The 14,049-nt window shown below is 54.5% G+C and carries 12 protein-coding genes; 10 read left to right on the forward strand and 2 right to left on the reverse strand.

The window, feature by feature from the left end; all coding sequences use genetic code 11:
- Positions 1 to 34: 34 nt before the first annotated feature.
- The 4 genes from A6X21_RS17980 to A6X21_RS18005 all read left to right on the forward strand — a co-directional run bounded on the left by A6X21_RS17980 (position 35) and on the right by A6X21_RS18005 (position 3,285).
- On the forward strand, positions 35 to 457 hold the full coding sequence (locus A6X21_RS17980; RefSeq protein ID WP_068850644.1) for a hypothetical protein: 423 nt from the start codon (positions 35 to 37) through the stop codon (positions 455 to 457).
- Positions 458 to 584: 127 nt separating this feature from the next.
- Complete coding sequence (locus A6X21_RS17985) at positions 585 to 1,433, forward strand: peroxiredoxin family protein (RefSeq protein WP_068850647.1); 849 nt, start codon at positions 585 to 587, stop codon at positions 1,431 to 1,433.
- A 262-nt stretch (positions 1,434 to 1,695) separates the two neighbouring features.
- Entirely contained in the window at positions 1,696 to 1,887 is a 192-nt protein-coding gene (locus tag A6X21_RS17990; protein WP_068850651.1) for a hypothetical protein, read from the forward strand.
- Positions 1,888 to 2,457: 570 nt separating this feature from the next.
- Positions 2,458 to 3,285, forward strand: a complete 828-nt coding sequence (locus tag A6X21_RS18005) for an OmpA/MotB family protein (protein WP_068850663.1) — start codon at positions 2,458 to 2,460, stop codon at positions 3,283 to 3,285.
- Positions 3,286 to 3,382: 97 nt separating this feature from the next.
- On the opposite strand, the gene A6X21_RS18010 is transcribed toward A6X21_RS18005, so the two are convergent.
- Positions 3,383 to 5,188, reverse strand: coding sequence for a transglutaminase-like domain-containing protein (locus tag A6X21_RS18010; RefSeq protein WP_131818420.1), 1,806 nt, complete (start codon positions 5,186 to 5,188; stop codon positions 3,383 to 3,385).
- Positions 5,189 to 5,786: 598 nt separating this feature from the next.
- On the opposite strand from A6X21_RS18010, the gene A6X21_RS18015 reads away from it, so the two are divergent.
- Entirely contained in the window at positions 5,787 to 9,512 is a 3,726-nt protein-coding gene (locus tag A6X21_RS18015; RefSeq protein WP_165603851.1) for a spermidine synthase, read from the forward strand.
- Here A6X21_RS18015 and A6X21_RS18020 read toward each other — a convergent pair.
- Complete coding sequence (locus A6X21_RS18020) at positions 9,504 to 10,097, reverse strand: DUF4269 domain-containing protein (RefSeq protein WP_083233706.1); 594 nt, start codon at positions 10,095 to 10,097, stop codon at positions 9,504 to 9,506. The genes A6X21_RS18015 and A6X21_RS18020 overlap by 9 nt on opposite strands.
- A 172-nt stretch (positions 10,098 to 10,269) precedes the next feature.
- Between A6X21_RS18020 and fliN the strand changes: the two genes are divergently transcribed.
- The 5 genes from fliN to A6X21_RS18045 all read left to right on the forward strand — a co-directional run bounded on the left by fliN (position 10,270) and on the right by A6X21_RS18045 (position 14,021).
- Complete coding sequence (gene fliN / locus A6X21_RS24820; RefSeq protein WP_205847495.1) at positions 10,270 to 10,851, forward strand: flagellar motor switch protein FliN; 582 nt, start codon at positions 10,270 to 10,272, stop codon at positions 10,849 to 10,851.
- A 19-nt stretch (positions 10,852 to 10,870) separates the two neighbouring features.
- Positions 10,871 to 11,596: a FliO/MopB family protein gene (locus A6X21_RS18030; RefSeq protein WP_165603852.1), complete on the forward strand. Its 726-nt coding sequence runs from the start codon at positions 10,871 to 10,873 to the stop codon at positions 11,594 to 11,596.
- Complete coding sequence (gene fliP, locus A6X21_RS18035) at positions 11,593 to 12,612, forward strand: flagellar type III secretion system pore protein FliP (protein ID WP_068850681.1); 1,020 nt, start codon at positions 11,593 to 11,595, stop codon at positions 12,610 to 12,612. The genes A6X21_RS18030 and fliP overlap by 4 nt, the downstream gene beginning before the upstream one ends.
- A gap of 63 nt (positions 12,613 to 12,675) precedes the next feature.
- On the forward strand, positions 12,676 to 12,951 hold the full coding sequence (gene fliQ, locus A6X21_RS18040; protein WP_013112308.1) for a flagellar biosynthesis protein FliQ: 276 nt from the start codon (positions 12,676 to 12,678) through the stop codon (positions 12,949 to 12,951).
- Positions 12,952 to 13,016: 65 nt separating this feature from the next.
- The gene (locus tag A6X21_RS18045) at positions 13,017 to 14,021 is read left to right on the forward strand and encodes a flagellar biosynthetic protein FliR (protein ID WP_068850684.1); all 1,005 of its coding nucleotides are present in this window, start codon (positions 13,017 to 13,019) and stop codon (positions 14,019 to 14,021) included.
- Positions 14,022 to 14,049 lie beyond the last annotated feature (28 nt).

Genomic DNA, 14,049 nt, shown 5'->3' on the forward strand with positions numbered 1-14,049 from the left:
TATGAGTATTCATCCCCATCCAAGAAGAATTGACATGTATTCGACAGTCACGATTTCAAACATAAGGAAGATTGCCGTTTGTCTTGTCCTGATGATGGTCACCGTTTTCCAGAGCTGTGGCCCCCAGCCGATTAGCGGCGGTACGGAAGGTGTCCTCCGTCTGGATGGGCAGACAGTCAGTGAAATTCAAATCTCGCTCTATCAGAAAGAGGGCGGCAGTTTCCGACTCTGCGGGTTTGGCACCACCCGCGACGATGGCTGGTTTGCACTGGTTCAGCCGAAAGCGGTGGGCCCCTTAAGCCTTCCCCCGGGAGAATACCACTGCACCATCGAGTCAGCGGGAGCCCCTGTGCGAATTCGAAAAGAATTTCTTAAGCCCGAAACCTCGACGATTATGCTGAACTGGGAGCCCAAAGATCGAGTGATTGATCTCGATATCAATACTCAATCGAAATAATGACGACATAGCGGGAAGAGATCGAATACGAATTTTCTCCTGGCTCTGTTCCATGATTCGCTGAAACTGTCATGCTGAAAAATGATCTTTGTCACTCATCAACTGGCTAAACCCAGGGAAACGTTTTATGTCCACAACTGGCACTCCTGACTCAGCCTCAAATGCGGCACTTCTCCGGCAGCAGCAAACCCGTTTTCGTCGGAGGGTGTTTCTTGTCATTGCAGCGGTGATCGTGAGTTTCTACGCACTGATCTTTACCTATCACCTGCTCACTCCGACCCCTTCTCAAAGCGCATCTCTCCAGGTGCTCGAGCAGTGCCGGGAGATTTGTCTCAAGTATGGGTTGATCCCCACGGGGAACATCAAACAGGATGCGGAGGCTTACCTGGAGGCGGTCAAGAAGCCCAGGCTTTCTGAACCTTTAAGAGAACTGCTGGCCGATGGACAGTTCATTGTGGCCGAATCGCGTCCGCATCCTTTACTGAAGCAGCCGGCCCCCGATTTCCAGTTAAAGAACCACGAAGGGCAACTGGTCTCACTGCAGGAAACGCTTGCCCAAGGCCCGGTGGTGCTTGTCTTTTACTATGGTTACGACTGCAGTCATTGTGTCGCACAACTCTTTGGACTTCAGGAAGACCTGAAGTATTTTCAGGAGCTGGGTGCCCGGATCGTGGCGATCAGTGCCGATCCCCCCGAAGAGACCAAAGCCCGCTTCGAGGAATACGGCGCATTCAACTTTACCGTCTTGTCAGATCCCGAGAACAGGATTGCCCAGCAGTATGGCGTCTTCATCCCGGAAACGGCGGAACGTCCGTCCGATCTGAAACACGGAACCTTCCTCATCAATCCCGCCGGGAAGGTCTTCTTTTCGACCTTCGGCTACAAGCCGTTCCTCGACAACAAATCGCTGCTTTTCATGCTCAACGAGTTCTCGCAGCCATCCTCCTCAGAGCATCATTCAGCCGAGGGAACCTGATTGCAGCTCGCATCAACGTCTGCGGCACTCCTTGAACAATCCTTAAGCGATTCTCAGCCAATGGATTAGGTGCTGCCGGACAGTCGATGAAGGGTGTCATTACAACCCGCAAATTCGACATTTTGGTAAGGGGACAAGTCGTTTAGCAGTGTGATCAGCAACGCGATTCTCAGACGAATGGACAAAACGTCGATATCCCCACTGTGTTTTCGGCATGAATCGCCGAGAAGAGATCGATGGATCGAACTAAGGAATCAAACCAATGCTTCGCACTGCTTTTGCTGCTCTGGTCATGTCCGCCAGCCTGGTTCTGGGTGGCCAGATTGAAGCGGCTGACGCCCGCATGGAAGTTGTCAACAACCGTCCTGCCCGTACCGGATTCTTTGCCCGCCTGATGGAACTCGAACGCCGCAAAAACGAGCGGATCCGCGAATGGTTCCGTGGCAGCCGCTAATTGTCAGGATTTGACAAAGATCCTGAGTGATCAGCACTCGCACTCCCCAAGTGGGTCTGTCAATTTGTTGGCAGGCCCACTTTTCGTTGCGGGTCACACAAAGACCTCCTGCCAGCGATCGGCATAAATCGCTGGAAAATCAGAGCTTATCTCACACTGGTGAGTTTCTTCAGAACTCGACTTGGCAAAATCCGCCGATTCTCTTACATTTTGCTGTACCAGATCGGTCATTTTTGCCGCTGGCCTCGAAATTTGCCTCAAGTTGATCTCATTTTCCCACCTGTTTCTCATCCCCTTGTCTGCTGACTTTCCCTCGTTCCATGCCTCGTTCCCTTCTGTTCATCAATCCCGTTCTTGATCATTAACCAGCAGTCATTTCTGACTGTGGTTGAATTTTGCTTCTTCCCTTCGCCTCGCATTTCCGCTTTGTGGCCTTGAACCTGCCTGTATTCATCAATTCCTGTCCAACCTTTCGCCTTCCATCCATTGGTAAACCTGTTCCGGAACATCAGCTTTCAGTCTGACTGAAGACTGCCGGAATCTTGAGTTTGTCGTCTCAGGAGTCCTTCCATGGGCCCGTATTTACGTTGTCTCGTTCTTGCCTTACTTTGCCTCGTCGTCGCGATGCAGAGCGGCTGTCATTGCCGTGAAAAGAGGATGCTGCGCCAGAGCCAGTTGCACTCCCGTCAGCTCTATCAGCAGTACCAGGGACTGGCGATGGAACGCAATCAGTTCCAGGGCAATCTGTCTCAACTCATGGCTGAAAAGGCACAGCTCGAACAGCAAAACGCGACACTTCGCAATGGCCTCGAACTGGCCAATCAGCGGGTGGATAACATGCTGGCAGCCAACTCGAGTCTGGAAGACAAAGTCAAGAACATGCTGACCAGCAGTTCGAAAAACCCACTCTCGACAGATGCCAATCAACGCATGGAAGAGCTTCGCCGCAAATACCCCGATTTCGAATTTGATCCTCAGACGGGTGTCAGCAAGTTCCAGGAGAATCTGCTCTTTGCCTCAGGAAGTGATGAAATTCGGCCTGAAGCCTACGCCCTGTTGCAGGAGTTTGCCCGCATCATGAACAGTGCGGATTCCAAACATCTGAAGGTGCTGGTCGTTGGTCACACGGATGACAAGCCGATCTCGCGCAAGGCGGTGGCTGATAAGCATCCCACCAACTGGCATCTCTCGACCGATCGCGCAAACTCGGTGGTCCTGGCACTCAAAAAATCAGGTCTCGCTGAACAGCGAATGGGCGCTGCAGGCTACAGCCTGTTCCAACCACTGGCTCCGAATACTGACGACAAGAACCGCCAGAAGAATCGCCGTGTCGAGATCTTCGTCCTCGCTCCTGACGCAGTCGTAGCTGGCTGGGAATCAGGTGGTACGAACAATTGATCGGGCAGATATAAACCGGTCGATGTCTCCAGAAACTCAGCACCAACGCTTTTAATGACAAAGAACTGCATCGTGAATCGATTTGTGTTCAAAGGCTTCAGTTGCGGGCTTCTTCTGGCTGCGGTTCTGCTGACTTTTGTTCCTTTGGTTCCGTCGCCGGCGGTTCTGTGGCTTTGTCTGCTGCTGGTTTTGTCTCAGCAGGCGGATTGTCGGCAGGCTTGACCTCTGCTGGTTGACCTTCGCCTGCTGCAGCTTTGGATTCTGCCTCATTTGCCGCAGGCAGCGAGTTCTTGATCAATGTCACCAGAGTGCGATAAGGATCCTGAGAAATCGGTAGATCGAGAGCGTTTCTCGCTCCCTTAAGATCGCCCAGTTCGAGCATGCCATCGACCAACGCAACTCTGGCAACCGATCGCCATCGTCCTCTGGTGCGATATCGATTGATGTATTCCGTCAACAAAGCGACGCCACCCTTGATATCTCCGTCTTCGATCTTGCTGATCGCGCTGAAAAACAAGGCGTCTTCAGCAGCAATCAGATGCAATCGTTCAATGGGTGGTGGGTAAACCCCCGTAATCGCTGACAGTTGCCGGATCGTCATGTAGGCGGAAATCGCCTGAGAGTAATCGCCACTCAATTGTAAAATTCGATTGCGAAACTGCCGGAAAAGCGATGAGCCGAGAACCTTCTGCCGTGTTTTCGGATCCACTCCCATTTCCACAGGAGCTTCAAAAGGTCGGAAAGATTCCTGAAGCAGTTGTGCCATTGTGGGTGTCATTTTGCCCATTTTCTGCAGGCGATTTTCCGGATATGGCCACGCGAGTGGTGGCAACTCTTTCCAACCAGAGTGGCTGGCAGAAACTCGATCCCACAATCCCGGCTCTCCCTCGCTACTAAAGATGGGCTGCGCCACCAGCGAAGAGTTATTTCCTGTTAGCGATTCCTGCAGAAACAACATCCTCCGGGCTGACCAGCGGGGATCTGTCACAATCAGCGGCTTAAGCTTGGCCACACTTTCTGTGCTGAGACGATAAGGCTGATCTTTACGTGGCGAGAGGAGCGCCAACCACTCGGGATGAGCTTCCAGTTCTACCAATGTCGCCACAGGTTGATTCACCAGCAGTGAAGGCGATTTTCCTGGGGGAATCGGCAAGCCAATAATCGGGTCATAGACCAGCACTTTTCCATCAACCAGTACACCAATCAACCATTCTTCACTGAGAGCGTCGACGGGTTTTTCTGCGAGCACGAACGCATCAATACGCAGTTGTCGCATGATTTCAAAAAACACACTGGCCCGGGCTAATGCCGTTCCACGTCCCAGGAACAAGGTGTCGTAAGCGCCCAGTGGCAGCTCTTCTTCACTTTCACTCAGCAGGCTCACGTTTCTGAGACAATAAAAAAATACCCGGTTCACTCGCTCTGTATCGCTGCTGGCACCTGTGGTGATATGCCCTGCAACTTCATCAAAGAGAATCGAGTCGCGAATATGAGTGCCATCGGCATTATCAAAGACGGCTGATTCCAGGATTTCTTTCTGAGCTTCACCGAAGAACGCCAATGTCTTTTCGGAAACGGTCGGCAAGGTCTCTGATTCCTTGCGGATCTTGATCCACGTATTGAGCACAGGGATCGCAGTCTTCAGATCGGAATCAATCCCCAGATTTTCTGGCCGTAACTGATGCAGGGCTCCTTCGAGAATTTTGGCGGTCTGCCGGGCAGTGCCCACCGATTTTTCCGCCTGGGCTGATGGTTCGCTCTCTTTGCTGGCAGGGGCTTTGGCAGGGCAACCACTCAATACCATCAGGCACAGAATCGCAAAACTCCAGGCACTGACGATGCGGGCCAGCGGTACAAAGTTGCTCCAGAACCTGTTGCTGGACGCTACATGCGTTAACCCCACAGAATGTAAAACAGCCGATGACTGCCGAGGGAAAGTTACATTCTGACGATGAGGGTGAGAATAAAATGTACCGCGGTGAGCAAAGTTCGAACCGTGAACCACAGCATTAACTTTCACTGAAAAATCGGGCAAGGGCGATAAAAGCACCCTCTATCGTGCCCGCCACCCCTGAGACAGGCAACAGTCCCGAGTTCAATGCCGGGAATTTTCACTCGAAACTCGTCGTTGCACGGGAATGTTTTGAAAGTTGCGATCAGAAACTCTTCTGACACACTTCCCCTCAGGTGCCACTTCATCAACTTCAAAGGGTACGCCTTTCTCGACTTCAACAACTCGAAATGTTTCCACGTTCTGTGCAGACATCTCCGGCCTGGAATCAACCTTCACAGACGATGCGAATCGGGATTGTCAGCTCTTGAGGTTCTGACATGGCATTGCGTTCAGTGGTCTTGCGAATGGTTTATCTTCCCAATGTGAACAGATTCCGGTAGATTCTGCCGCTCAGGTCAACAAGGAAGGTTGTCCCAGTTGTGAATTTCCGGGCAAAGGCGATCCCTTTTGCCTCATGGCATTGATTGAAATCAACCAAAGGTCAGGCATGGACGCCAAACCCATACAGCCTCAAAGTCGTGGCATTTCTTCATCCCGTCCGCGGATTGACAGGTATCGGCTCGCGAACCTGTCGAGGCAGATTTTTGGCAGCTTGAATCAGGTTTTGTCATCCCTCTGGAGCCGTATCGATCGTGGGGAATTCCTCACACTCTGGGGCTTGGGAACGGGTGGTCTGTTAATGCTGCAGGCGGCTATTGCCACCTGGGGCGTACTCGAACCCTGGCGATCCTGCGCGCTGGTTGCCCTTTGCCTCGGTGCTGGCCTGGGGAGTCTGGCCCGAGTTCAACCGCGACGTGCTGCCTCATCTCTTGAGCAAACCTCTTCCCCAGAAAAACCTCTCTGGAAAGCCTTGCTCGCAGGTTCGCCACCTCTGGGAGCAGTGCTCCTGGCCACCTGCGTCTGGTTCTGGCTCGGCCCACTCTGGTACAGCATACCCGCCATGCTGCCGGGTCTGTTTTCAGTGGAGTTTCTCGCGCAACGTACCGGCTTGATTCCCGTCGCATTTCTGGTCGCCATGTCCACAGTGGGTGTCACCAGCGCCCTGTGTGTCTGGTCGTTGCGTGAGCTGGCTCAACTTCGGTCAACGGCGGCCCACGAATCAACGACGAATCGCAACTCGAAACCAAGTCTTGAGCAACCCGAAAACATGCTTGCCCAAAGCTGCCAGCATGGCACTCACAGCAGCGCAAAAAGTCTTGCGTGTGCTGCTGATGCAAAATGCTATGGGCGACTTGCTCTGCTTTCTCCCGCCTGGATGGCAGGTGGTGTGAGCCTTGGCATGGGGATCAGTGCTGCCCTCCTCGCTTATGGAGCATCTCCGTCCATCCTCCTGGGATTGGCCGGGCTGGCGACGGGCATGCCTGCCATTCGCTACTGGATGAGCCTCGAAGCAGAGGTCATGGGATCAGCTCATGCACAACGACACACCAGCCGCCGAACCAAAGATCATGGTTTAGAGACTAGCTGGATCAGTCACTGCCTCTTACTGATGGCTGCTATTCTTGCGGGAAGTTTCGCGTGGGGAATGGAACGACTGGTGAACGACCGCATGCCCACCGGCACGTTCGTCATGACCGGGTTGGCTCTGGGGGGAATCTGTGGCTGGGCTCTTTCGGCTTGGATGAATTCCCGCCGCAGCCGGATGGCAGTCGGGACAGATCTGGATGCCGCACATGCACATCACAAACCCGCCGACATCTCGACCAGTGCCATGATCTGGATGGGCGTTGTCGCGATCGCCCTGAATCTGTTGTTGCTACCCGCACTGACCGAACTGCTCCTCTGGACAAACGCGACAGTGAGCTGGTCGCCCGGTGTCTGGTGGATTCGTATGTTGTTTACGATCCTCATGGTTTGGCCTGTCGGCTGGCTCATGGGCTGTGCCACCACACGGCGTTCGGGTTCGATGACAATGCTCTGCCTGATGTTAGCTGCCGCTGGCTGGCTGACTGCTCAATGGTTCGGTCGTTTCGTGTTGAGTCCCGCCAGCTTGCTCCTGGCCTGCAGTTGGGCCCTGGCGGCTCTCTCTGTCATACCACTGGTGCTCAATCCTCGCATGCTGCGCGACTGGGTGTCGCCTCGATTTGGGAAAACGTTTGCTGCGAATGAGGTCACCTCCAGCGACCACCGCACGCAAGCTGGTTCGCCTTCCTCCTTCGCGATGCAATCTGGTCATCTGGCCTTATCGACACGCATGGCCTCGTTGTTTTCGGTCGTCGCGGGTGCTGGCCTGTTGGCCACGCTCCCCTGGTCTGTCAGTCGCGAGTCATCAGCCTGGAACTCCCGCGCGCTCTTCTCGACATCGGCTTCCGTTGCCTGGCATGCCGGCTTTTCGTCGGACATGCTGACAGCGCTCGATGACAGTCGTCTGGTCGAGGTCGAACATGCCGAGAATGGGACGATGGTCCGCTGGCGTACCAAATTTCTGGAAGAAGTCACCCGTGTCAATGGGCTGCCACTTCCACCTGTCAGCCGCGATCCCGGTGTCGTTCCCCAGGCTGTCCCGGAACTGATCCTGACAACCTTACCTCTCGCTCTGCATCACGAAGCCCGGCACATTCTGCTCCTGGGAGCAGGTTCTGGTTTGCCACTGGTCACGTTATCCGACCTGCCGGTCTTGCAGGTGACATGTCTGGAAGGCGATGGTAGTTGTCTCCAGGCTGTGCAATCCCACGTGGTGCGCGCTCTGGGTGCAGAGATTGACGAGCGATTCGATATTCACGGGGTCGATCCGGTCTGGGGAATATCGAGCCTGCAGGATCGCTTTGACGTCGTAATTTCGGCTCCGCAGCTCTCATCGACCGATCGAGGGACCGCCAGTCTGACACGCGAGCATTATCTGCAATGCGCCGACCGGCTCACAGAGGATGGCATCTTCTGCCAGCGTTTTGAATGTGTGGATTATGGCCCGCAGGTGCTGGTGGATGTTTCCCGCACGCTGCGATCGGTCTTCCGCGAAGTGACTCTCGTGCAGACTGGCATTCCCGGAGAGGCGGTCTGGATCGCTACAAATTCTTCCAAAGGTTTAATGCGCGAAGGGCTTCTTTCACGCATCAAATCGCCACAAATGCGGCGCATTCTGGCTCAGGCAGGCTGGGACTGGTCCATGCTGGCTGGACTTTCCCTCGTCGATGATGCGGCTCTGGGTGAACTCGATGGTACAGACTCCAAAATTCATCTGAGGCATGCCCGGGCGAACACAATCCGTTCCAATCATCTGGCCTGGCAGACACCCATTGAAACGATGCGCTGGGGAGCCAAGCTGCAGCAGACACAGGCTCTGTTAAGTGCTCCGCGTTCGACGGAACCGGTTTATCCCCCTTTACCAATCCCTGTAGATCCCGATTCAGGTGAAGAGCCTCCGCCAGTCGTTTATCGAAGGCTGAGCCTGCTGATGGAAGGGATGGGGTTTGATGGTGAAGATCCTGATCTGGTTCGTCGACTCGAAGAGATCGTCGCCCAGAGGCATCTCATTAACGATCACCCGGAAGCGTGGTGGTGGGAATATCGCAAAGTCGTTAAGGAACGCCTGGGTAAGCCACCAGTCGCCACTGTGCGGCTGGCGACGGCTCAGGCTCTCAAAGGGGGCATGCTTCCCGATTATGCCCGCCGGAAAGATTACTTCGAGCATCTGGGAGAGGCGATTCGTTCGCCCAATCCTGCGGCTGAAGTCCCTGAATTACTGAAGTTTGAAGAAGCCTACGATCCCCTCCTGTCGCCCTTCATTCATCAGGAAGTGGCCGAATTATTGCATCGCAGCGGGAAAGAGGCCCGTGCCGAAGAACTGCGTCATCGACTCCATCTCGTCTACTTTGCACCGGGCTTTGACAGCTCTGTGCGTAACGTGCAAGTCGCACTGGAAATGGTACTCGACCATCCCGAAACCATTGTGGATGACGCAGCACGCTATGACCTGATCCTGAGCCTGATGCATACGATGCGCAATCGATGGAACCTGCGGACATCCCAGACACTCAAGTCGATCCGCCTGACATTGCGGGATATTGATGCCTGCCTGCTTGTGGCCCGGCGAGGGAAAGAAACGCTCGATCAACTGGCTCTGGCTGGGGCCGCCGATCATGCCGATTGCGAAAAACGCCTGCAGGGGCTGGATCGTATGTTGTTACAACCTCTGGAGACATACCGCAACAACCTGCGCAGTGCGACTCCCGAGTTCAAGGATCCTTCGGCGGTGAAACCGACTTCAAAATAAGCCTTGATGGCTGATCAAGTGACAGAGTTGTTCGTCGTCGAGTGCTTCGAGTTCCAGGAGTGCTGCAAACGGATCGCCAGGTGACAAATCGCCGGGTAATTGCAGGCAATGAGCAAAGGCAGGTTCTGTTTTCAGACCAGACTGCTTGAGTTCAATGATTCGCAAACGCAATGGTTCTCCAGCCAGTTTGAGTAACCTCGCTTCGATGAGCAGGTGACGATAGCCCCATTGCTCATGAACGGGGATTGGCTGGGCGAAGATTTCCAGTTCAAAGTTTTCAAATCGGCCACTGGCGACGAACGACGGGATGCCGCGAAGTACCATCTGACGTTCGCGGTAGTCCGTCAGTTGGGGTGCCAGTTTCTGGCCATATTCTGCAAAGATTTTTAAATCGGGTGCAAAGCACAGGATATCGAGATCACTTTCCGGGAGATCGATCGCCAGGGGAATCGTCCCTGCGAGAACGGGTGTGAACTCTTTGAAAATCTGGGCGAGCTCGAGTGTTGCGACCGTTCGTGCCGCTTCGAGCTGGCGAGGTAATGAGCCAAACGATTCGGGTTCGTCGAGAGAGAATCGCAAGTTCACCGCTGTAACCTCTTATTGACCGATTCAGGAATCCCGATTACACCACCTTGGATGCAGAATCGGCAGATCCTGCCGGAAGTCCATCTTCAGGCGGGATGACCTGTCCGATAGGGCTTCGAAAGTCCATGAATAGTAACTCAGCCTTTGTTCGCGAAAAGGATGTCCGAACACCGTGTCTGACGATATGAGCGATCTCCTCAGCCCCGAAGAAATTGAAGCCCTGATGCAGGCGGCTCGCGGGGAAGGTGCGGGAGGTGCGTCAGCCGGTCTCTTTGGCCCTCCGGGAGGTGCGGCGACTCCTGCGGGAGCCAGTCCACGTCAGGCTCAGCAACCAGCCTCAAGAACGACATCGGCCGAACAATCGCTCCGGCAAGCCGAGCAGCAACTGGCGGCAGCACTTTCGGAAGAGTTGCCTCCCCGCAATATGCGAGGATTGCCTCCGGGTGAAGCACCGGCTCCCTTCGAATTTGAAGAATTTGGTACACCGTTTCCCACACGTGCTGCAGCACCTGTCTTTCCACTCGATGCACTGCAGGATGTCGAACTCGATATCCGCATTGAGCTGGGCCGGACAGAACTTCTCATCGATGAAGTGATGCAATTGCGGGAAGGCGCTGTGGTTCCTTTGGATAAACTCGCAGGTGATCCTGTCGATATTCTTGTGAATGGCAAGTTGCTGGCCCGAGGCGAAGTCCTCGTGCTGAACGACAATTTCTGTGTACGTATTGCCGAAATTCTGACACAGGATGGCTGATCCTTTCCCGGGAGACGCCATGCGTCCAACACTTTCCTTCCATCGCACTCAGACGCACCTGCACCTGCTGATGGTGCAGCTCTGCAGATGTATTCTGGCGGCGACATTGTCTCTTATGTCGGTGACCCCGTCTCACTCGCAGGCTCAAGAACTGCGGAATGATCGCCCCTCCTGGCCCTATGATGCGGCCGTCCCTTTGGGCGAACCGCAGCGAGCTTCACCTCCACCAATGCCCGGCGAAGGTGTCGAACCAGCCACATTCCGGCCAACACCTGGAACGTCAGGACACGTTGCCACGGCAGATGCTGAGTCAGGGCTCTCACTCTCCGGGAAGGCGTTGCCATCGCGTGGAAGTGCCAAAACTGGCACTGGTCAGTCGCATCGGCAGGTATCATCCAGTTCATTATGGTGGACAGTCGGTGTTTTCGTGGTGGTCCTCGCTACGGCTGGAGCCACACTTCCCTGGCTAAAGCGACATATCCCGGGAGCTGTGCAACCCTTGCCCGAATCTGTCGTCCAGGTGCTGGGAAGGCGTCCACTCGACCCGCGAACATCACTCCAATTGATTCGTGTCGGAACGCGAGTGCTGGTAGTGGGCCTGGGGCCGGATGGTGCGCGAACACTGGCCGAAATCACAGAACCAATTGAAGTCGATGTCCTCGTCGGTGCCTGCAAGACCAATCGACCAGAAGCTCAGGTGACAAAATCGTTCCAGCAGTTCTTCGAGCGAAAGGTCAGCTCATGAAACTGCACCATCTGGCTATCTCACTGGTGGTTCTCGGCGTTTGCTGGCTGGGAATGTTCACTTCTCCCGCGATGGCTCAGGCCGTACTGAAGGAAGATGCACCTGGCGTCATCCGTTCCAACCGGCCGAATCCAACGAATGATCTCCGTCCGGCTGTTGCGCCAGTGCAGTTGTCGAGCCCGGCACTCGTAAGGACTGGTGCCGAAGGTAACGCCCCCGCGGATTTCAACGGTGGTGAAAACAGCACCCTCGCATTCCCTCCCGGCTTGGCGGCACCAGCCCTGCCAGCCGGACTGGATGCCTCAAATCTCACATCGCGGAGCGGGTTGTCGAATACACTCAAAATCATGTTCCTGCTGACAGTGCTCACTCTGGCACCCAGCATTCTCATGATGACCACCTGCTTCATTCGCTTTGTGATTGTGCTCGGATTGTTGCGGCAGGCACTGGGAACACAGCAGTTGCCTCCCAATCAGGTGATTACTTCGCTTTGTCTGTTTCTCACATTTCTCGTGATGGCACCTATCTGGCAGGAAGCCTATGAAGCGGGCATCAGGCCCTATACTTCACCTCGTGCGGGTGAAGCAGCGATTGATGAATGGACAGCGTTCAATCGCACTTTAGTGCCGATCCGCCGCTTTATGGCAGAACAGATTGACCGCACCGGGAGTAGTGATTCGGTCTGGATGTTTATCGACTTCATGCGACCACCCAAAGACAGCCCGGCTCTGAGCACCTGGAAAGAACCCACCACCTACGAAGACGTGCCATTGGTGGCATTACTACCCGCCTACGTTCTCAGTGAATTAAAAGTCAGCTTTCTCATTGCGTTCCAGATCTATCTGCCGTTTCTGATTATCGACATGGTCATTTCCTCCATTCTGATCAGCATGGGGATGATGATGCTTCCCCCTGTACTGATTTCTCTCCCGTTCAAACTGCTCCTCTTTGTGATGATTGATGGCTGGTTCCTGACGGTTGGCATGCTGCTCGAAAGTGTCAGGCCCTCCGGATAGCGCACACTTCGTATCGAGAGTCCATTTCCACCCTTCTTCAAACTGTAGGAACGCCAAAGTCCTATGACGTCTGATACTGCTCTTGAACTCTGCCGGAATGCGGTCGTCGTCGCGCTGATGGTCTGTTTACCCAGCCTGATGTCGGCCATGCTGGTCGGCTTGATCATCAGTCTGGCACAGGCTGTAACACAGCTTCAGGAGCAGACGCTGAGCTTTGTTCCCAAGCTGGTGATCATGCTGCTGGTGGCCTTATTAACGCTTCCCTGGTCGATGAGCCTCATGGACAGTTATGCCCTCGATTTGTACTCCAGCATTCCCGAACGTCTGGCGAATGAATGAACACCAGGCCGGTGGAATCTTCCTGACAACCTCAAACTTACCTTGCCGAAAGTAGATTTCGCTCCATGCCGGCCTTGCCCTGGACAGAATGGCTGCTGACCGAAGCCACTTTTCAGTTCCAGATCTTTCTGCTGGTGCTGGTGAGGCTCTCAGGCCTCGCATTGACAGGCCCGATCTTTGGGGCCCCTGCCGTACCCACGAATATCCGGGTACTGCTGATTTTTGTACTCGCACTGCTGGTGACACCGTCCATTGGCCATCAGGCGGCTCAAGGTTTTTCGCTCCGAGATGTTAACAAAGATCAGCGATTAACCAGTGACGAAATTCCTCCGGCACTGGCTGAGCGATTTCTCACAGAATCATCAAACGCACCAGCATCTGCCGAGCTTTCGACGCCTGATGATCGAGTCATGACACCCCAGGAGTACTCAGCGCTTCCCGCACCTCCAGAAAACCTTGGTCAACTGGTGCTGGTACTTCTGGGAGAACTGGTGATCGGCTTGTTTCTAGGTTTAGGCGTGCAGATGGTGCTGGCTGGTCTCCAGATGGCGGGACAGATTATTGATCAGCAGGGAGGGTTCGGACTGGGTGAAGTCTTTAACCCGGACATGCAGATGAATGCGTCGCAAAGCGGGCAGCTTCTCTTCTGGCTGGGGACAATCATCTTTCTGGTGCTCGAACCTCTGGGCGGGCATCTCGTCATGTTGAAATCGCTGGTCGAAAGTTTTCAGTCAATCCCGGTGGGACGCGCCTTCTGGGAGCCGGGAACTGTGGAACTGTTGAACAATCTGATGCAGGCCTCGTTCTCGCTGGCAATTCGCTTTGCCGCACCGATCATGCTCGTGATGTGCCTGGTCGATGCTGCCATTGGTTTTTTGAGCCATACCGTTCCGCAGATCAATATTCAGGCCGTCGGGTTCTCACTCAAGGCCATGGTGAGCCTGCTCCTGCTGATCACACTTTTCAGTACCTCGCCCGCTGTCATCGTGAATGCCTTTCAGGAAACCTTTTTCGTCTTGAGACAAGGGCTCTCCCTTCCCGAAGGAATCACGATTCCACCCTCTGGTTAACAGGTCAGATGGCATCCATCGCTGTACC

Source organism: Planctopirus hydrillae (assembly GCF_001707835.1).
GTDB classification, from domain to species: domain Bacteria; phylum Planctomycetota; class Planctomycetia; order Planctomycetales; family Planctomycetaceae; genus Planctopirus; species Planctopirus hydrillae.